Annotated in this window: 17 protein-coding genes and 2 pseudogenes; 16 read left to right on the forward strand and 3 right to left on the reverse strand. The window is 66.5% G+C overall.

The window, feature by feature from the left end:
- Positions 1–78: 78 nt before the first annotated feature.
- From GFK26_RS20785 to GFK26_RS20860, 16 genes and pseudogenes are all read left to right on the forward strand, one after another.
- Positions 79–420, forward strand: coding sequence for a DUF2958 domain-containing protein (locus GFK26_RS20785; RefSeq protein ID WP_153283647.1), 342 nt, complete (start codon positions 79–81; stop codon positions 418–420).
- Between the two features lie 127 nt (positions 421–547).
- Complete coding sequence (locus GFK26_RS20790; RefSeq protein ID WP_153283648.1) at positions 548–787, forward strand: transcriptional regulator domain-containing protein; 240 nt, start codon at positions 548–550, stop codon at positions 785–787.
- Between the two features lie 13 nt (positions 788–800).
- Complete coding sequence (locus tag GFK26_RS20795) at positions 801–1,340, forward strand: DUF2285 domain-containing protein (RefSeq protein WP_153283649.1); 540 nt, start codon at positions 801–803, stop codon at positions 1,338–1,340.
- Between the two features lie 92 nt (positions 1,341–1,432).
- Complete coding sequence (locus GFK26_RS20800) at positions 1,433–1,729, forward strand: helix-turn-helix transcriptional regulator (protein ID WP_153283650.1); 297 nt, start codon at positions 1,433–1,435, stop codon at positions 1,727–1,729.
- Between the two features lie 3 nt (positions 1,730–1,732).
- Positions 1,733–2,578, forward strand: a pseudogene (locus tag GFK26_RS20805) (replication initiator protein A); the annotation flags it as partial.
- A 200-nt stretch (positions 2,579–2,778) separates the two neighbouring features.
- Positions 2,779–3,537, forward strand: coding sequence for a ParA family partition ATPase (gene parA, locus GFK26_RS20810; RefSeq protein WP_228121722.1), 759 nt, complete (start codon positions 2,779–2,781; stop codon positions 3,535–3,537).
- Positions 3,534–3,797 (forward strand): chromosome partitioning protein ParB, encoded by a 264-nt coding sequence (locus GFK26_RS20815; RefSeq protein WP_153283653.1) that lies wholly within the window; start codon positions 3,534–3,536, stop codon positions 3,795–3,797. The genes parA and GFK26_RS20815 overlap by 4 nt, the downstream gene beginning before the upstream one ends.
- Entirely contained in the window at positions 3,797–4,324 is a 528-nt protein-coding gene (locus GFK26_RS20820; protein WP_153286045.1) for a DUF2840 domain-containing protein, read from the forward strand. Before GFK26_RS20815 ends, GFK26_RS20820 begins: the two co-directional genes overlap by 1 nt.
- The gene (locus tag GFK26_RS20825; RefSeq protein WP_153283654.1) at positions 4,321–4,854 is read left to right on the forward strand and encodes a S26 family signal peptidase; all 534 of its coding nucleotides are present in this window, start codon (positions 4,321–4,323) and stop codon (positions 4,852–4,854) included. The genes GFK26_RS20820 and GFK26_RS20825 overlap by 4 nt, the downstream gene beginning before the upstream one ends.
- Positions 4,855–5,319: 465 nt before the next feature.
- Positions 5,320–7,176, forward strand: coding sequence for a DUF3363 domain-containing protein (locus GFK26_RS20830; RefSeq protein ID WP_322745812.1), 1,857 nt, complete (start codon positions 5,320–5,322; stop codon positions 7,174–7,176).
- Positions 7,177–7,812: 636 nt separating this feature from the next.
- Positions 7,813–8,709, forward strand: a complete 897-nt coding sequence (locus GFK26_RS20835; RefSeq protein ID WP_194273922.1) for a LysR substrate-binding domain-containing protein — start codon at positions 7,813–7,815, stop codon at positions 8,707–8,709.
- Between the two features lie 80 nt (positions 8,710–8,789).
- Positions 8,790–10,784 carry an aconitase family protein gene (locus GFK26_RS20840; RefSeq protein WP_153283656.1) on the forward strand — a complete coding sequence of 665 codons (1,995 nt, stop codon included), beginning with the start codon at positions 8,790–8,792 and terminating at the stop codon, positions 10,782–10,784.
- 28 nt (positions 10,785–10,812) lie between these two features.
- Entirely contained in the window at positions 10,813–11,799 is a 987-nt protein-coding gene (locus GFK26_RS20845; protein WP_416222503.1) for a Bug family tripartite tricarboxylate transporter substrate binding protein, read from the forward strand.
- 4 nt (positions 11,800–11,803) lie between these two features.
- Positions 11,804–12,922 carry a 3-isopropylmalate dehydrogenase gene (gene leuB, locus GFK26_RS20850; protein WP_153283657.1) on the forward strand — a complete coding sequence of 373 codons (1,119 nt, stop codon included), beginning with the start codon at positions 11,804–11,806 and terminating at the stop codon, positions 12,920–12,922.
- Positions 12,923–12,926: 4 nt separating this feature from the next.
- Complete coding sequence (locus tag GFK26_RS20855) at positions 12,927–13,598, forward strand: glutathione S-transferase family protein (protein ID WP_153283658.1); 672 nt, start codon at positions 12,927–12,929, stop codon at positions 13,596–13,598.
- 204 nt (positions 13,599–13,802) lie between these two features.
- Complete coding sequence (locus GFK26_RS20860) at positions 13,803–15,674, forward strand: tannase/feruloyl esterase family alpha/beta hydrolase (protein ID WP_228121723.1); 1,872 nt, start codon at positions 13,803–13,805, stop codon at positions 15,672–15,674.
- Positions 15,675–15,700: 26 nt separating this feature from the next.
- Here the strand turns inward: GFK26_RS20860 and GFK26_RS20865 are convergent, their stop codons facing one another.
- The 3 genes and pseudogenes from GFK26_RS20865 to GFK26_RS20870 form a co-directional block, all read right to left on the reverse strand.
- On the reverse strand, positions 15,701–16,777 hold the full coding sequence (locus GFK26_RS20865; protein ID WP_153283659.1) for a maleylacetate reductase: 1,077 nt from the start codon (positions 16,775–16,777) through the stop codon (positions 15,701–15,703).
- The gene (locus tag GFK26_RS34330) at positions 16,774–17,118 is read right to left on the reverse strand and encodes a Dabb family protein (protein ID WP_228122080.1); all 345 of its coding nucleotides are present in this window, start codon (positions 17,116–17,118) and stop codon (positions 16,774–16,776) included. Before GFK26_RS34330 ends, GFK26_RS20865 begins: the two co-directional genes overlap by 4 nt.
- A 60-nt stretch (positions 17,119–17,178) precedes the next feature.
- A pseudogene (locus GFK26_RS20870) lies at positions 17,179–17,997 on the reverse strand (intradiol ring-cleavage dioxygenase); the annotation flags it as partial.
- Between the last annotated feature and the right edge of the window lie 4 nt (positions 17,998–18,001).

Below are 18,001 nucleotides of genomic sequence, written 5' to 3' on the forward strand. Positions count from 1 at the left end.
CGTGTCGCATGAAGTCACCAATTTGACTTACAGATCTTCGTTTGTCGCACTAGCATTCCAAGGTCTCCTCTCGAAGCCATGGCATTCCTCACCGAACAGCAGCGTGACCAGATGCTGGCCAACGGCGTAGCGCGCGCCGATGGCCGCGTTGTCGATCCTTATCCCGTCGTCAAGCTGTACACCTTGGACGCCCCAGCCTGCTGGTTGCTCACCGAACTCGATGCCGATGGTGATCGCGCCTATGGGCTGACCGATGCCGGTACAGGCTTCCCCGAGCTTGGGCACGTGAGCCTGTCGGCGCTCGAGTGTGTGCGCGGTCCCCAGGAATTGCGCATCGTCGCCGATCCGCATTTCAGGGCACGCCAGCCGTTGTCCGGCTATGTGGCCGAAGCGCAGCGCGACGGGTCGATCAACGACTGAACTTCCTTGGCGGGTGGGGGCGCACGGAATCGTCGCTGCTCGCGCGACAGCGCATCGCCGCAAAAGCCAGCCATGCCGGCCGTGCCTGTGGCAGCCTTCGCACAAGCAAGAAGAAGTGAGTTCTGCCATGACCGACCGCAAGGCCGAAGGTCTGCCGAGCGCGCTCTGGCGCGCGTCGGCGTCCTACCTCTACACGCTCGATCTCGATAGCCCCGCGCTCGCGTGGGAGTACCTGCGCCGCCATCCGCAGTACCAGGCGGACTGGGCACGGCGCGCCGCATCGCTTGAACGGTGGGGGTTGCGACAGCGCCGAAGACCCCCGTCTCGATGCGCGCGAAGCGCAGCCGTTCTGGATCACGGCGGCTGACGAGCTGCTGCACGTGCGTGCTTCACGCGCGCACGGCGCTTCGACCCGGCCGACCTTCGACCTCTGGCGCGTGCCTGGTCGCAAGCGCCTGGCGCTCGGCGGCTCGGGCTTCACGTTGCTGACCGAGGTGTCCGCGCAGCGGCTGCGCATGTCGCTGGCCGACGACCTCTCCGATGGCGCGGCCTACACCTGCGCCGTCCCACTCGGCCCTGGCCTGCGCGGCCAGTTGGATGCGTTCAACGCGCAGGCACAGGCTCTTCAGGGCCATGCGCCAGCCGAGGATTCCACGCGGGCTGTCACCCGCGCCGCGCTGCTGCATCTTCGCGCCTTGCAGGCGCTCGATGGCGCGCAGGCCGGTGCGTCGCACCGCGACATTGCACAAGGCCTCTTCGGCCTCGACGCTGTGGTGCGCTGGCACGCCGATGGCGAACTGCGCGCCGCAGTCCGGCACCTGTTGCGGCGCGCCGAGACGTATATGGGCGGTGGCTATCTGAGCCTCGCGGGCATACGGCGCACCGCGGCGGAGCATCCCGGAGACGAACCGGTGCGCTGAATATCTCCCTGCGCAAAAAGGCCCTTTCTCCCGAGACTGCCTCCCCTGGGCTGCGAATGGTTCGCGGCCCCGCGACAACGATGGAGGCCCTCATGGCAAGTGCCAGTTCCCCGTTTTCCGCCCGCGCTGCGACGGCTGCGCCGCGGCCCCTTGCGGTGCCCGCCGCGCCGGCCAACCCCGAGTTCCTGACCACCGATGAGGCCGGCGCCTTCCTGCGCCTGTCGCCCCGCACGCTGGAGAAGCACCGCGTGCTGGGCGGGGGGCCGCGCTTTCGGAAGTTCGGCGCGCGCGTGGTCTACGCCGTCGAGGATCTGCGGGCCTGGGCGAACAGTCGGGCGTATGAGATGACCTCCGATCCAGGCTACGTGCAGCGCGATTTCGTCCGCTGATTGATGCAGGGCAGGGAGGCTCCATCCATGTCGAAGCGCCCAAATGAACGCGAACAGCTGTCGCTGTTCCGCGCGCTGCCGGGCGACATGGCGCTGCGCGATGCGCAGGACCTGATGGCCTACCCGTTCTTCTCGCTGGCCAAGTCGCCGCGCGCGGTGCCGATCCGCTTCGAGGCCGGCGGTGTCTCGCTCACGGTCGAAGGGGTGCCGGAGCACGGCATCGCGACGATCTGGGACGCCGACGTGTTGATCTGGGCCGCGAGCCAGATCGTCCAGGCCAAGAAGGAAGGCATCACGCCTTCGCGCCTGATGGTGGCCACGCCCTACGAGATTCTGCGCTTCGCGCAGCGCGGCACCGGCCGCAGCGACTACTTGGCGCTGCGCGCCGCACTGGACCGCTTGCAGTCCACCACCGTCGCCACGACGCTGCGCCAACGGGAGCGTCCGAACGGCGCGATGCGCGTGCACCGCTTCTCCTGGATCAACGAATGGAAGGAGTACATCCGGTCCGACGGACGCGCCGACGGCATCGAGCTGATCCTGGCCGACTGGTTCTTCTCGGGTGTGATGGACGAGGCCCTGGTGCTCACGCTCGATCCCACGTACTTCCGGCTTTCCGGCGGCATCGAGCGCTGGCTGTACCGGCTGGTGCGCAAGCACGGCGGGCGACAGCCTGCGGGCTGGCGCTTCGAGATGCGCCACTTGCATCTGAAGTCCGGAAGCCTGCAGCGCCGCTCCGACTTCGCGTTGCAGGTGCGCCAACTGGTGCGGCGCCAGGCGCTGCCGGGCTACCGGCTGTTAATCGAGCGCAGCGGTGGCATGGAGTGGTTGGCTTTCCGACCGATGCCGGCCGAACCGTTCCAAAGCGACTTATCCACAGTTTCTGTTGAAGAACCTGTGGATGACGTGGGGACGGACTCGGTGGATCGCCCGCACGACCCTCGGTGGATCACCCGCAGAAACATCGGTGGATCGCCCGCACCGATCGGGCCGGAGGCCGCGCCCGGCAACCGTTTCGGGCCTCCCTAAACATCTAAAGGGATACATAAATGGAAGTCACGCGCGCGCGAGCCGAAGCTGCTCCAACAACGGGCAGTGCTTTAACCGAAGCAGCCCAAGCAGGTCTGAGTGCCGAAAACCGCTCGCCAGGAAGTGGGCCTCGGCACGGCAAGGTGATCGCGCTGCTGAACCAGAAGGGTGGTGCAGGCAAGACAACGCTCGCCACGCATCTCGCCGGCGAACTGGCGATGCAAGGCCGGCGCGTCACGCTGCTCGATGCCGATCCGCAGGGCTCGGCCTTGGACTGGGCGCAGCGGCGGCTCCAGAACGGTCAGCAGCGGCTGTACGGCGTCTTCGGGCTCGCGAGGGACTCGCTGCACCAGGAGGCGCCGCAGATCGCCTCGCAGGCCGATTACGTGGTCATCGATGGGCCACCCCGGGTCGCGGCTCTCGCGCGCTCCGCGCTGCTGGCCGCCGACCTGGTGCTGATTCCTGTGCAGCCCAGCGCTTACGACGTGTGGGCCAGCCACGAGATGGTGCAGCTCGTGATCGAGGCGAGGGTGTTTCGGCCGCAACTGCGCGCCGCTTTCGTGATCAACCGGCGCGTGGTGGGCACGGTCATCGGCCGCGAGGCGCGTGCGGCGCTGGCCGATCAGCCGTTCGCCGCGCTACGCGCCGAAATCTCGCAGCGCATCGTGTTCGCCGACAGTGTCGCTGCCGGTCGACTCGCGTGCGAAGCAGCGCCCACATGTGCCGCGGCGCGCGAGATCGCTGCGTTGGCGCAGGTCGTGCGGGAGATGCTGCGATGACGTCGCGAGCGACATCCGCATCGCCGAAGCGCGCGCCGATCGGCCGCAGGCCGGCTGCCGATCCGGCGTCGGCGTGGGTGCGGCGCGCCGACGAACTGGTGGGCGCGGATAAGGCGTCGATCTACACCGCGCGCCTGACCATTGACGTGACGCCTACGCTGCGAGGAAACATCAAGGTCGTCGCGTTCAAGCGCGGCATGACCGCAGCCGAGATGCTGCGCGAGCTGCTGGAGCGAGAGTACGGCGGAGGTGAACCGTGATGCAGCCGCAGCCGCTTTCTACGCGGCCCTCGCCCCCAGCCGTCGCGCCACCGGGAACCACTCGCGGGCCCACCCCCATGCGGGTGTCTCTGGCCTTCGTCGAGCATCGTGTGAACGTCTGGCTGCGCTTCGGTCGGCCGGCGCGCGAGACCATCCTCGATCACTGGCGGCGCGTCGCGATCTTCGAGCCGGGCGCGGTCTGCTGTCGTGTCAAGTGGATCGGCAACGACTACGGCACGGCACTGTGGCAGCTGATGGTGCTGCAGGCCCCCACGCCGTTCGACGGCGCACAGCGTGTTGCCGGTGTGCAACCGGGCGCACGAATTCTGCTGCGCGCTGATGGCGAGGCCCAGGTCAAGGCCGTGCTTGCGGCAGTTGACGCGATCGAGGCCTCGAGCATCGACCCGTCCGTGGTGGCCGTCACGTACTGGCGCACGGTCGGCAACCGGCTGGCTGCGCGCCAGCCGCTGCCGGTCTACACCGCCGAGCGGCATGCCGCGCATCTGGCGCGCGGGGCGCTGCGATGACGCCGCGCCTGCTCTTCGCCTGCATGGGCGTCGGCTTGACTGCGCTGTGCGCGCCGGCCGTCATGCCGGTGGTGACACGCGACCGCGTGTTCGTGGTCTACAACCCGAGCGATAGCGTGCCGCGGGGTTGGTATCGCATCGGCCGCATGGAGAGCGCAGCCTCGCTGCACGTCGGCCGCATCGTGCTGGCACGGCTTCCGGCCGACGCGGCCGCCTTCGCGGCACAGCGCGGCTACTTGCCGGCCGGCGTGCCGATCCTCAAGCGCATCGGCGCCCTCGCGCCGCAATCCGTGTGTGTTCGGAACCAGCTTGTGCAGATCGACGGAACCGTGGTGGTGAGCGTACGGACGCAAGACGGCGCGTTTCGCCCATTGCAAGCTTGGACGCAGTGCCGTGCCCTCGCAGTGGGCGAGTTGTTCCTGCTGGGCGACACGAACCCGGCGTCCTTCGACAGCCGGTATTTCGGACCCATCTCCGCTTCGGCTGTGCTCGGCGTCGCGCGGCCCTTGTGGACATGGAGTGCGCCATGAACTTCGCGGCTTCCTGCGACCGAGCATGCCGTCGAACTGCAGCCGGACGCGCGTCCGTGCTGCGCCGGATCGTGCAGAGGGCCCGTCGCCAGCGTGCAGCGCGAGCTGCACCGCCGCTGCCCCACGGGCAGCGTTGCGCACGTCGTGCGCGGCTGGCGGTAGGTCGGAGCCGGGAGCGGAAGCGGGAGGCGGAGACGGAGGGCCAGATAAAGGGGGCGGCACGCCGCCACTCGCAAAGCCCGTCTGCACGTGGAGTGGGCGCGGCACGGCACCTGCTGGGGCCGGTGCCGCGCCAGTGCGCAATGCCGCATCGCTGGGGCATGGCGCGCGTGCCGCTTCCGATCCTTTGCGACCCATTGCGCTGGAGTGCCCGCCATGGCCACTCGTAGGGAACCGGATGGTGACCGCTTTCGCGTTCGGCCCGCGGCCCCGAAGTCCCGCGCAGGATCGCGCCCGGAGCGCTTCGTGTCCCAGGTCCTCAAGGAAGTCTCGAAGGCCGGCGCCAAGGCCTCCGGCCAGCGGGCAGGGCGGCCCGCGTCGACCTTTGGCCGGGGCCGCGTTGCGGCCGGCATGGCAGTCGGTCGCCTGGGCGTGCATGCCCGGCGCGTGGTCATCAAGGCCCGCTTTGTGGTGCTCCGGAACGCCGGCGCGAACTCGGTTTCCACCCACCTTCGATACATCGAGCGCGATGGAGTCACACGCGACGGGCAGCGCGGCCAGGCCTACGGGCCCGACACCGATGCCGCCGACGTCCAGGCCTTCGAGGAGCGGGGCAGGGGAGACCGCCACCAGTTTCGCTTCATCGTCTCGGCCGAGGACGCGGTCGACCTGGAAGACCTGCGCGGCTTCACCCGACAACTGATGCAGCGCATGGCGGTGGATCTGGAGACGCCGCTGGACTGGGTGGCCGTCGATCACTGGGACACGGACAACCCGCATACCCACATCGTCCTGAACGGCCGGACCGCCGGCAAGGAAGATCTGGTGATCGCGCCGGACTACATGGCACATGGGATGCGCATGCGCGCGAGCGAGATCTCCACCGAATGGCTGGGTCCGCGTACCGAGACCGAGATCAGGCAGAGCCTGCAGCGCGAAGTCGCGCAGCAGCGGCTTACCGGCCTGGACCGGGCCTTGTTGCGCCAGGCCGTGGCCGATACCGTCGACCTGACGGGCCGGCCCGAAGACCGGCAACGCCAGAACCTGCTGCGGGCGCGGCTGCAGCGGCTCGAAGCCATGGCGCTGGCCGAGCGGGTTGATGCCAATCGCTGGCGGCTGGCGCCGGACATGGCGCGCATCTTGACTGCGATGGGCGAGCGCGAGGAGGCACTGGACACCATGCGCCGGGCACTCAAGGGCCAGCAGCGCGAATGTGTCCTGAATGGCGCGTCGGCCGTTCCCGTCATTGGCCGCATCGTGGCCAAGGGTCTGGCCGACGAGTTGCAAGACCGCGGCTATCTGGTGGTCGATGGTATCGACGGCCGGGCGCATTACCTGAACCTGCCGCCCGGCACCGATCTGCCGGCGCTGCCGGTGGACGGCATCGTTGAGACAAAGCCGCCGGGGCGGGAGCGCACTGTGGACCGCACCATCGCGGCAGTCGCCCAGGATGGCATCTACAAGACCGTCGACCATCTGGCCCGACTGGAGCAGGCGGCGGACCGCGACCCGCAGGCGACCGTCAATGTGCACGTGCGGCGGCTCGAGGCACTGCGCCGCAGCGGTGTCGTGGCGCGCGTGGCCGAAGGCGTCTGGCGGGTGCCGCCGGACCTGGTGCAGCAAGCTCAGCAGCATGATGCACGGAAAGGAACGGGCCCCACCATCGAATTGCACTCACACCTTCCCATCGACCAGCAGGTGCGTGCCATCGGTGCGACCTGGCTGGACGGGCAATTGATCGGGGAGGGCGGTGGGGTGGCAGCGCAGGGCTTTGGCGCGCAGGTACGCGAGGCGATGCGCGGCCGCGCGGATTTCCTCGTCGAGCAGGGATTGGCCGAACGTCGAGGTCAGCGCATGGTGTTGTCGCGTAACTTGTTGTCCACCTTGCGTGACCGTGAACTGTCGGCTGTGGGGAAGTCTCTGCAAGACCAGACCGGCAAGACCTACCGGCCACTGCGGGATGGTGGGCGTGCCAGCGGTGTTTACCGTCGCTCCATCCAGCTCGCCAGCGGGCGCTTCGCCATGCTCCACGAGGGGATGGCGTTCAGCCTGGTGCCATGGCGACCGGTGATAGAGCAGCGATTGGGGCAGCATGTATCAGCCACCATGCGTGGGGAATCTGTCACTTGGAACCTGGGGCGGCGGCACGGCCTGTCGGTCTAGGACGATGTCCCGATCCCGTCTGCAACGAAGGGCCAGGTGAGTGCCCTCGGCGCCAAGGGCGGCGCCATCTTCGCGGTGCGTGGTCGACGACACCGCTGGTTTGGCATCGGCCCGCGCTGGACCTGATCAGCGTGCCTGGAAGGCATCGGGTCTTGGCGCGACCTGCCGGCCTCTCGACATCTCCTGTGTCCACGCCTCGTCGCAAGCCCGCTCCAGTTCTTGCAGGCGTTTGGATTCCCATTCAACCGATTGAGCCCACGTCCGCGATCGAACCCGCATGAAGAAGAATTCGTGTTTCCAGCTGCGTAATGTGTGTGGATCTGCCGAAGATCGCGCCGCTGCTTCCGCGCTTTGGTTGCCTCGATCGCGAGCCAAGTCGCGAGCTGCTGGTACATGGATTGCGAACCACGATACACGCAGGAGCCATGCTCCGGTTTTTCCAGTAGATCTGACATCAGCAGTTCCTTGGAATCAAGGGAAGGCTCACGCGACGAGCCTGAGATACGTGCGATAGGCTTCAGTTGTTGCGGGCGCACGCCGGCGCTCCGGCATCTCCCGCGGGGCGGTGCTTCACTGCCTAAGTATGTGAGGCAGCGCGGCAAGCCCCTTATGCCAAACTTGACATTCCACCAAGCGATGAAGCCCGTGACCCGTCGAATCGATTCCTACAGCATCAGATTGTTCGTGGCGGCGGCCCGGGCCGGCTCCATCGTGCGTGCCGCTGCCGCGGAAAACATCGCACCTTCGGCATTGAGCCGCAGGATCGCGGATCTGGAGCATGCATTCGAGACGCCGCTGTTCGTGCGCTCGCCGCGTGGCATTGCGCTGACCGACGCGGGCCGGCTGGTGCTGGCGCGGGGCGAACGCCTCGACGACGAACTCCAGGCCTTGCTGCGCGAGGTGCAGAGCGAAGGCGGCGAAGTGCGGGGCAGGGTGCGCCTTCACGCCAACATGTCCTCCGTGATCGGGTTCCTGCCCGAGCGCCTGCACCGCTTCATGGAGGCATACCCGGGCGTGGAGGTCGCCCTGCACGAGGAAGACACGCGCGACGTGCTGCGCGCCTGCCTGGACGACCGGGCCGATGTCGGCGTGGGTGTCGACGTCGCGGTGCCGGCGGGCATGGATTCATGGCGCTTTGCCTCCGACCCGTTGCTCGTGGTGCTTCCCTCGGGGCATGAGTTGGCGGACCTGCAGGCCGTCACGTTTGCGCGTGCCCTCGAATATCCTTTGGTGGGCATTCACCAGGGCGGCGCGATGGACCGGTCCCTGAATGAACGCGCCGCGGCATTGGGCAAGCACTTCAACCCGAAGGTGACGGTCAGCAGCTTCGATGCCGTCTGCCGCATGGTGGAGGCAGGCCTCGGCATCGCCGTGGTGCCTCGAAGTGCCGTGACGGCCTATGCGGGGGCCGACCGCTTTGCCAGGCGCCCGCTGGCGGAAGAGTGGGCCGACCGCGTCCTGAACATCTACGCCCTGCGCAAGACGCCGCAGCCTCGCGCAGTTGCGGCGCTCATCGAGAGCCTGCAAGGGTAATCACCGATCTCGCGGATGGCGAGATCCCCTGTGCCATACGAGCGCTTTATGGCGCTGCCACGGCCCGCCAACATCGGGGCATGCCAGCCTCCACGCCAGCCGCCCCAAGCGCCGAAAGCATCCGGTTCGAGCCGCGCATTCTCTTCCTGAGCTGTTCCGCACGCATGGTCGAACTGGGTTTGCAGGGAGAACCCCTCGAACTCGCCGACGCGTTGCCATTGCGTGACGATGTTTCGACGGACGAGATCACGCCGCTGCCGATCCTCACGCACTACGACGACCAACTGGGCCGCTACCCCTACACCGGCTTGAAGGCGGGCGAGGCATGCCCCATCGACACCGATGCCATCCGCGAATCGGGCATCGAGGTCGTGGTCGCGGGCAGGCGCTATGGCAAGGGCTCGTCGCGCGAGCACAGCCCCACCGCCGAGAAGGCGGCCGGCGTGCGGCTGGTCATCGCCGAAAGCTTCGAGCGCCTGTACCGGCAGAACGCCGACAACATCGGCCTGTTCACCTCGACCGACTTCGGGCTGGTCGCGCGCATCCGGGCGGGCGAGGCGATCCCGATCGAAGACCTGGTGGCCGGCCGCGACGCGTTGGCCACGATGATCCTCCGGAGCGGCGGGCTGCTGCGCTTCGGCCAACGATTCATGCGCGACATCAGGGTGCCGCCCGAGGCTCAGGACGCGCGCCCGCGCACCCTGTTCGAGAAGATCGTGGCGCGCCACGCGCTCGCCACCGAGCTGACGCAGGCGCATCCCGCGCCAGGCGACGGTGCCTTCGTGCGCGCCGACCTTCGATTCATCCACGAGTACTACACAGGCATGGCCGCGCACATGCTGCATGCCACCTTCGGCCGCCCGCTGGTGCTGCACGACGCCGATTCCATCGTCGTCTTCGAAGACCACACGTCCTATGTCGCGGAAAGCCCCGCGCACGTGCGTGGCGGCCTGGTGCCGAATGTGCACCGCATGGTCGAGGCGCAGCGCGAATTCGTCGCCGCCTACGGCTTGCGCTCGCACCGCACGCTGACGGAGGAACAGGCCGCAATGGACGACGGCACCAACGTGGCCGGCATCTCGCACGCCATGGTGGCGGAACACTATGCGCTGCCGGGCCAACTGGTGGTGGGCACGGATTCGCACACGCCGCACAGCGGCGCGCTGGGTTGCGTGGCCTTCGGCGTGGGAACCACGGACATGGCGAATGCCTTCGTGACGGGGGCGGTGCGGCTGACGGTGCCGCAGTCCTTGAGGATCGTGCTCGATGGCTCGCTGGCCCCTGGCGTGACCGCGAAGGACGTCGTGCTGCATCTGCTGGCGCTGCCCTTGGTGCGCGACGGCGGCGGGGTCGGCAAGGTGTTCGAGTTCACGGGCGAGGTGGTGCGGCGCATGACGACGGACGAGCGCGCCACGCTCACCAACATGACGGCGGAACTCGGCGGCTTCACCGGCCTGGTCGCTCCCGATGCCGAGACCGTGCGCTTCCTGCGCGAGCGCCGCGGCATCGATTTCGAAGTCGAGCCGTGGATGCACAGCGACGACGGCGCGGTCTACGCCAGAACGCTCCACGTCGACTGCACGCAGATTCCCCCCATGGTCGCCGCGCCGGGCGATCCGGGCAATGGCCTGCCGCTTGCGTCGGTCGGCCAGCGGGTGCCCATCGACATCGCCTACGGCGGCTCGTGCACGGCCGGCAAGCGCGAAGACTTCGACCACTACCACGCGGTGCTCCGGTGGGCGGCGGACCGCGGGCTCAAAGTCGCGCCCGGGGTGGACCTGTATCTCCAGTTCGGAACCACCGCGGTGCGCGACCACTGCATTGCGGCCGGCTACATGGATGCGTTCGAACGCGTGGGCGCCCGCATGCTTCAGCCCTCCTGCGGCGCTTGCGGCAACTGCGGACCGGGTGGTTCGGTGCGGGCCGACCAGGTCACCGTGAGCGCCATCAACCGCAACTTCCCCGGCCGGGGCGGACCCGGAAAGGTCTGGCTCGCCAGCCCGCCCACGGTGGCGGCCAGCGCGATTGCGGGCGAACTCGTTTCGTTTGCCGAGCTCCAGGCGCGCCATCCATGAATTCCAACAAAGCGAGAGAGACAAACCCATGCGTGCACATTTCCTCCGGAAAGCCATTTCTTCCCTTTCATTTGCGACTGCGCTGCTGGCCACGTCATTGATCGCTGCTGCGCAAACCCCGAACGCCGACCGGCCGATACGGCTCGTCGTTCCGCTGGCCGCCGGCTCGACGGTCGATGCGGTCGCCCGCGCGGTCGCGCCGGCCTTTGGGCGCGCGACCGGCCATCCGGTCGTAGTCGAGAACGTCGTCGGCGCCGGTGGGATTCCGGGCACGGCCCAGATCGTGAAGGCACCCAAGGACGGGCTCACGCTCGGCATGGTGTCGTCCAACCATGTCATCAATCCAGGCATCTACAAGACGATTCCCTACGACAGCATGAAGGACATCACGCCCATCGCGGTACTGGCCACGGTGCCGGTCGTGCTGGTGGTGAACAACGCGCTGCCGGTGAAGAGCGTGAAGGAACTGCTGGCCTATGCGAAGGCCAATCCCAGCAAGCTCAACTACGGGTCTGCCGGCAACGGGAGCGTGCTCCACCTGGCGGGGGAACTGATGGTGAGCGAGACCGGCATCGACATGAAGCACGTGCCCTACCGCGGCACCGGACCGCTCATCACCGACCTGATCGGCGGGCAGGTGCAACTCGCATTCGTTTCGATCTCGCAGGTCGCCCCGCAGATCAAGGCCGGAGCGCTGCGCGCGCTGGCGGTGACCACACCGGCGCGCTCTGCGGCTTTGCCCGACGTGCCGACGATGATGGAATCGGGCGTGCCCAAGTACAGCTTCGACGCCTGGGTCGCGTTGATCGGTCCCGCGGGCTTGCCGAAGCCCGTGGTCGACAGCTATGCCGCGGCGGTGCAAGATGCCCTGGTGTCGCCGGAAGCAAGAAACGTCATCGCAGGCCAAGGGCTCACGGTGTTGAACACGGGGCCCGACCTGGCGCCAGCCTTCTTCGAGTCGGAGTTGGTGAAGCACCAGAAGCTGGTGAAGCAGTCCGGCGCCACGCTGGACTGAGTCGGTGCCCGCATTCAGGATCGCGGCACTGCCGGGCGAGGGCGTCGGACCGGAAATCATCGCTCAGGCGCGGAAGGTGCTTGAGGCCCTGGAGCCTCTCGGGTTTCATGCTGAAGTAGAAGAGGGCGCTGTTGGCGGTGTCGCGTTCGAATCGCATGGCAGCCCCTTGCCGGACGAGACGCTTTCCGTGGTGCGACGCGCCGACGCAGTCCTTTTCGGTACCGTGGGCAATCCACGGTTCGATCACTTGGCGCGTGCCCTGAGGCCGGAACGCGCATTGCTTGGCCTGCGGCGCGAGCTCGGGCTCTTCGCCTGCCTCAAGGAGGTCGTTGTTCCGCCGGATCTGGCGCGGCTCTCGCCCTTGCGCACGGAACGTGTGGCCAGCACCGACCTGCTGGTGGTGCGCGAGCTGAACGGAGACGTCTACACCGGGCTGCCGCGCGGCCAGCGCAGCGCGCCGGACGGGGCTTTCGAGGGACAGCGCGAAGGCTTCGACACGATGCGGTATGCCGAAGAAGAGGTGCGGCGAATTGCGCACATTGCGTTCGACATGGCACGCGCGCGGCGCGGAAAACTTGCGAGCGTGGACAAGGCCAATGTGCTGGAAACGTCCGGCCTCTGGCGTTCGGTGGTGAGCGAGCTGGCAGCGCAGTACCCCGACGTGGAACTCACACACCTGTACGCGGACAACGCGCTGATGCAACTCATCGGCCGTCCCGCGTCCTTCGACGTCATCCTGACAGGCAATCTCTTTGGCGATCTCCTGAGCGATGCGGCTTCGGTCCTGACAGGGTCAATCGGACTGCCGGCATCGGCGATGCTGGGAGATGGCGCCAAGGGCATGTTCGAGGCAGGGCATGGGACCGCCCTTGACATCGCCGGGCGGGATGTCGCGAATCCCATCGCCTGCATCCGCGCCCTTGGGCTCCTGTTGCGCCACTCCGCGCGCCGGCCCGATCTTTCCGCGGTGGTCGAGGCTGCGATACGTTCGGTGCTGGGCCAGGGCTTACGTACCGCGGACATCCAATGCAGCAGCACTTTGCTGGTTGGAACGGCGCGCATGGGTGACCTTATCGCCGACGCTGTAAGAAGCGGGTCGACGCCCGCCATCACCAAGCACTGAAGCCATGATCACCCTGCACCATTGCGTGAGCGCACGTTCGTTTCGTCCCTTGTGGATGCTCGAGGAGATCGGGGTCGCGTACGAGCTGAAGATGATGCCGTTCCCGCCTCGAGCGCTTGCTCGGTCGTACCTGGAGATCAATCCCCTGGGAACCGTGCCGGCCATGTTCGACGGCTCCGTTCGCATGACCGAGTCGTCCGCCATCTGCCAGTATTTGGCGGCACGCTTTTCCCCGGGAAAGCTCGATGTGGGCGTCGATGAGCCGGCCTTCGGCGCCTACCTGAACTACCTGCATTTCGGGGAAGCGACCCTGACGTTCCCGCAGACGCTGGTGCTGCGCTATCTGCACTTCGAAACGGGCGAACGGCGTCAGCCCCAAGTGGCGCACGACTACGGCAAGTGGTTCCTCGCGAGATTGCGGACGCTGGAACCTCTCTTATCGGAGCAGGCGTTCCTTTGCGTGGACCGCTTCACCGCCGCCGATGTTTCGGTCGGCTACGCGCTGCTGCTGGCTCAGCATCTCGGCCTCGACCAGCAGTTCACGCCGTCGGTTCGCGCCTATTGGGAGCGCCTGCAGACGCGGCCTGCTTACCGGCGCGCGATGGTGGCCCAGAACGACGCCGCCATCTCGCAAGGCGTGCCCACAATTGCGTCGCCCGACATCAGGGCCGAATAGCTGGGTTGGACGTCAGCGAAAACCCACGGGTAACTACCGATCACGCGCCCGGCGAGATCCCCTCTGCCATTTGAGCACTTTATGCCTATGCGATGGGCCACGAAGATTCGCGGCGCGCCCGCCGGCCGACGTGCTCGCCGACGTCAGCGCCAAAGCCAACCGGCGGCGGCCCGCACCATCTACGAAAGACCCATGGAGACAAACATGATGCGCTATCAAATCCAATCTCCACCGAAAAGAACTGGCTCCGCACAGTTCATTCGAGCAATCATCCTCACGTCGCTCCTTGCGCTTGCCGCTTGTGGCGGCGGCGGTGGCCATGGGGCTTTCAATAACGTCATCGGCGGCACAACCCCGCCGCCACCGCCAAGCACACCTGCGGCACCAGCGAATCTTTCATGCGATGACAGTATGAAGACGGCCTTCAAGCCGGACTCGGCCACGAGCGTCCTGCTCGTGAGGCAGTTCAAGGCTGGCGAGCCTCTCCTCCTGTCCGGTACAGCCACGGCGTCTACGCCGAAGGCCGGTGCGGACACTTGCGTGGTGAAGCTGTTGGTCGGTCCTGGAAATCCGGGGCCGGCCGGAGCGCCTTCGACCACCGCGGGCATCGGCATCGAAGTATGGCTGCCCAACGCCTCGGCCTGGAACGAACGCATCCGGGTCTACGGCAACGGTGGATTTGCTGGCAGCGACGAGACGAACTTGGCCAAGTTGGGTAATGGCGGCAGCGGCAGTCCGATCCCTGTCAAGGCGGCAGCCGTCGCGAAGGGCTTCGTGATCTCCACATCCGACGATGGCCATTTCGGCAGCGGTGGTGCCTTCCTCATGAATCCGGACGCGAGCATCAATACGGTCGGGTGGAAAGACTTTTCCGAGCGCGCGATCCACGAACTCGCGGCCAAAACGAAGTTGCTGGCCAAGGCCTTCTACGGCAAGCCGTACAGGTATGCGTACTGGGACGGGTTTTCTCAGGGTGGCCGGCAGGGCTTGAAGATGGCGCAGGTGTTCCCGGACGAATTCGACGGCATCCTCGCGGGCGCTCCAGCGGTCAACTGGGTTCAACTTCTTCACGCACTGGTGTACCCGCAAGTGGTGATGCAGCGGGACCTGGGTGCCCCCATCGTGACTTCCAAGCTCGCTGCAGTCACCACAAGTGCCATCCATGCGTGCGGCGGCGCGGCCCTCGGTTTTCTGATCGATCCATTCTCGTGCCACTATGACCCTGCGAAGGACGCCGCTGCGCTTTGCAGCGGCGTGACCGGCAACACGGGCGTCGTCGGTTCCAATTCGGGCGCAAGCTGTGTCAGCCTCGCCGAGGCGACCGCGATCAACAAGATGTGGTACGGCCAGACCAAAGATGGCAGCGCGCCCGACCCTGCGATCGAGATCGACAGCGCACCCGTCTTGAGCAACAGCCATCGCGTGTGGTTTGGCCAAACCCGTGGAGCAAACCTCGCCGCGCTCGCCGGGCCCGCGCCCCTGAGCATCGGCACCGATCAACTGGCCCTCACGTTGCAAGATCCCACATACGCGACGCCGGACTTCGTCAACGCCGTGAGCAACGGCCAGGACAAGTGGAAGACACTGAGCTATGGGGAATTGGCGGACTCGACGGCGAAGGGACTGCTGCTGCAGACGCAGTTCAGCAATATCAACACCGATAACCCAGACCTCAGTGCTTTCAAGGCACGCAAAGGAAAGTTGATCATGTATCACGGGCTGGCCGACAACCTCATCATGCCGAATGGATCGGTCAACTACTACTCACGCGTCGTGGATGGCATGGGTGGGTTGGCGGCAGTCCAGAGCTTCTATCGCTTCTATCTCATCCCTGCGTTGTCGCACACCGGTGCTTTCGTCGGCGCTCTCAACGAGCCGCTGCCTCAACCAGCATCGGGGCGAGATGAAATGTTCACTAATCTGCAGAACTGGGTGGAGAAAGGAGTCGCGCCAGACCGAATCGATGTTTCGTCGCCCAACGCAGCTGTCTCCCTGCCACTTTGCGTGTATCCGAAAAAGATCACCTACAGCGGTTCGGGTGACGCGACGACTGCCGGCAGCTTTACATGCAACTAGGTCTGCAGCTACCTGCGTGCTGCTTCCTATTCAGGCCGGATGCCATCGAAAGCGTTCTGGAGGAGTTGCCTGATCTCATCGCGCTCTGCCAAGCCGGCGTCTCGGGGGTTCCAGTACGGATTGCTCACGACGATATTTGCCGCAGGGTCGAGATCATCCTCCTTCATGCCGATGTCGCGCAGCGCCACCGGCGCCCCGTTGTCTCGTGCCAGATCGAACAGGCTCGCCGCGGCGCTGCTTTGCGCTGCTCCCCCGAGTGCGCGCCGGATGCGGGACATGGCTTCAGGCGCCGCCGGCGCGTTGAAGGCGATGGCCTGAGGCAGCACCACCGTGTGCACCTCGGCATGATGCAGATTGAAGCTGCCGCCCAGGGTGTGGCACAGCTTGTGGTGAAGCGCCATGCCCACGCTGCCAAGTACCGTACCGCACAGCCACGCACCGTACAGCGCGTCTGCGCGGGCATCGACATCGTCGCAGCGCCGGCGGATGGCCGGCAGCGCCCTGGCCAAGGCGCGAATGCCTTCCTCGGCCATCAGGTCCATCACGGGATTGCCGTCGCGCGCGTACAGGCCTTCGGCCGCGTGTGCAATCGCATTCATGCCGCTCGTGATGCTCATGGCCACGGGCAGCGTCAACGTCAACTCCGGGTCGTAGATCACAGTGCGAGGCAGCACGCGCGCGTCCTTGCCGGTCTTCTTCAAGCCACCCTCGGTGATGCCGTAGATTGGCGTCATCTCGCTTCCGGCGTAAGTCGTGGGGATGGCAAGAATCGGCAGGCCGGATTCCAGCGCAATGGCCTTGCCCAGGCCGGTGGTCGAGCCGCCTCCGATGGCGATGGCGCAGTCCGCGCCCACGCGGCGCGCCTCGTCACGGGCCTCGCGCGCCGTCTCGATGGGCACATGCATGACGGCGCGCGCAAAGACGCCAGCCGCCCGGCTGCCAAGACGCCCGACCACCAACTGCGCCTGGTCCTGCTGCTCGGGTGTGCACAGCACCAGCGCACGGCGCGCCCCTAGCAGTTCGATCTCGCGCTCCAGGTGCGCCAAGCTCCCGACGCCGAACACCACCCGCGACGGCTGGCTGTTGTAGACGAAGTCCTTCATGCGGTCCCCGCTATGTCGCGCTCAGCCCCGGCTCTGCCGGGCCGGACTTCGTAGTCCACCTGATGCCGGGCGATGCGGACGCCAGCCAGTTCGTCGCGCACCCGCAGATGTTCCGGATGCACCGCATACCCAGCCAATGCTTCCCACGATTCGAACTCGCTGTACAACACCACGTCGCAGGCATAGTCAACGTTGCTGGCATCCACACCGATCTCTAGGTGGAGCAACCCGGGAATGCAGCCGCGCAGGCCATGGAAGCCGCTTTGAATGCGGTCCATGTTTCTCTGCTTTTCTTCGGCCGTGTCTCCGCTCACGTCCCACATGACGATGTGCCGGATCATTGCGCGTCCTTTGCGGTTGTTGAAGAAGGCGAGGTGTCGGGCATCCGCAGCGTCCCGCTTGTTCAGCACGAAGTCATATTCAACGACGTAGGAGCCGTCGGCTTGCTGCTTCCAGTCGGCGATCAGCGACTGGCGCACACCGAACACGGCGTCCGAATCCAGGTAGCGATCGTCGCTGCGGAACACGTGCGTGATCAGTTTCTCGTAGCCATCCGCCTCGATCAGGAAGTGCAGGTGCGCGGGACGCCACGGATGCCGGCCGGTGGCCTTCAAGAGATCGCCCACCGGGCCATCGTGCGGAATGGCGTAGGGAACGGCCAGGATCGAACGGAAGTGGTAGCGGCCCTCGCTGTCGGCGTGCACGATGCCGCGCGCCTGTGCGTGGCCGAGCTCCGGATGCTGCACGTCGTACAGGCCGTCTTCGTCCGATTGCCACACGTCCATGCGGGCGTTGGCGACCGGCTCGCCGCCCATGCCGCGCACGGTGCCGCGCACCAGGCACGGGATGCCGCGCGCACCGTTGGAGATGTCGGCGCCGAGTTCATAGTGAGGCGCTCCTTCCACGTGGAACGGGCCGAAGACGGTCGCCTCGGTGCAGCCGGCAGGCTTGTCGTTGTTCTGCGCCACCGTCAGCATCGACAGGCCCAGCACGTCCGACAGCAGGATGAACTCCTGGCGCTTATCGTCGGTGATGTGGCCGCAGCGGGTCAGGAACTCGATGCCCTTGAACCACTCCTCTTCGGTCAGCTCCACCTCGCGTGCAAAGGCATGCAGGTGCTGCACGAGACTGTCCATGATGCGCTTGAGCCGCGGGTCTGCCGTCTGCGCCTGCCGCGCAAGCACGGCGTCGGTGATGGTGTGATGGTTCAGATTGCGCATGACG

The sequence above is a fragment of the Variovorax paradoxus genome, assembly GCF_009498455.1.
GTDB classification, from domain to species: Bacteria; Pseudomonadota; Gammaproteobacteria; order Burkholderiales; family Burkholderiaceae_C; genus Variovorax; species Variovorax paradoxus_H.

Bases quoted from the DNA above. Each gene is read 5' to 3' on its own strand.
- GFK26_RS20790 (WP_153283648.1), top strand. From the start codon at position 548: ATGACCGACCGCAAGGCCGAAGGTCTGCCGAGCGCGCTCTGGCGCGCG.
- GFK26_RS20825 (WP_153283654.1), top strand. From the start codon at position 4,321: ATGACGCCGCGCCTGCTCTTCGCCTGCATGGGCGTCGGCTTGACTGCG.
- parA (WP_228121722.1), top strand. From the start codon at position 2,779: ATGGAAGTCACGCGCGCGCGAGCCGAAGCTGCTCCAACAACGGGCAGT.
- GFK26_RS20860 (WP_228121723.1), top strand. From the start codon at position 13,803: ATGATGCGCTATCAAATCCAATCTCCACCGAAAAGAACTGGCTCCGCA.
- GFK26_RS20835 (WP_194273922.1), top strand. From the start codon at position 7,813: ATGAAGCCCGTGACCCGTCGAATCGATTCCTACAGCATCAGATTGTTC.
- GFK26_RS20820 (WP_153286045.1), top strand. From the start codon at position 3,797: ATGCAGCCGCAGCCGCTTTCTACGCGGCCCTCGCCCCCAGCCGTCGCG.
- GFK26_RS20785 (WP_153283647.1), top strand. From the start codon at position 79: ATGGCATTCCTCACCGAACAGCAGCGTGACCAGATGCTGGCCAACGGC.
- GFK26_RS20815 (WP_153283653.1), top strand. From the start codon at position 3,534: ATGACGTCGCGAGCGACATCCGCATCGCCGAAGCGCGCGCCGATCGGC.
- GFK26_RS20800 (WP_153283650.1), top strand. From the start codon at position 1,433: ATGGCAAGTGCCAGTTCCCCGTTTTCCGCCCGCGCTGCGACGGCTGCG.
- GFK26_RS20855 (WP_153283658.1), top strand. From the start codon at position 12,927: ATGATCACCCTGCACCATTGCGTGAGCGCACGTTCGTTTCGTCCCTTG.
- GFK26_RS20840 (WP_153283656.1), top strand. From the start codon at position 8,790: ATGCCAGCCTCCACGCCAGCCGCCCCAAGCGCCGAAAGCATCCGGTTC.
- GFK26_RS20865 (WP_153283659.1), bottom strand. From the start codon at position 16,777: ATGAAGGACTTCGTCTACAACAGCCAGCCGTCGCGGGTGGTGTTCGGC.
- GFK26_RS20845 (WP_416222503.1), top strand. From the start codon at position 10,813: ATGCGTGCACATTTCCTCCGGAAAGCCATTTCTTCCCTTTCATTTGCG.
- GFK26_RS34330 (WP_228122080.1), bottom strand. From the start codon at position 17,118: ATGATCCGGCACATCGTCATGTGGGACGTGAGCGGAGACACGGCCGAA.